Annotated in this window: 1 protein-coding gene; it reads right to left on the minus strand. The window is 50.2% G+C overall.

Going from position 1 to position 414, the window contains the following annotated elements; genetic code table 11:
- Positions 1-161 precede the first annotated feature (161 nt).
- Positions 162-414: LysE family transporter (locus tag EVJ26_RS14300; protein ID WP_161567625.1), on the minus strand; the 253-nt coding region annotated here is incomplete at its 5' end.

Consider the following 414-nt stretch of genomic DNA (forward strand, 5'->3'; position numbering starts at 1 on the left):
ATGGATTAAAGGACCAAAGCAGATGAAGGCGCTGAATAAGATTTTCGGCTCGTTGTTTATGCTGGTGGGAGCGCTGTTAGCATCGGCGAGGCATGCGTGAAAAATAATGTCGGATGCGGCGTAAACGCCTTATCCGACTTACTCTGAAGACGCGTCTGGCATTACCGCGAAATAATAAAATGAATGCCAAATCCGGCAAATAACGCCCCGGCAAAACCATCAATCCACTTCGCCAGACGTTGATAACCACGGCGCATTTGCGGCAGGGCAAACAGGCTGGCCACCACAGTAAACCACGCCAGCGTTTCGACAATAATCAACGCGAAAATGCCCCAGCGCGCGGTAGTGCCAACGTTATCACCGACAAACAATGAGAACACCGAGCCAAAGTAGATAATCGCTTTCGGATTAGCG

This window comes from Exiguobacterium sp. SH3S1, from assembly GCF_004337105.1.
GTDB classification, from domain to species: Bacteria; Bacillota; Bacilli; order Exiguobacteriales; family Exiguobacteriaceae; genus Exiguobacterium; species Exiguobacterium aurantiacum_A.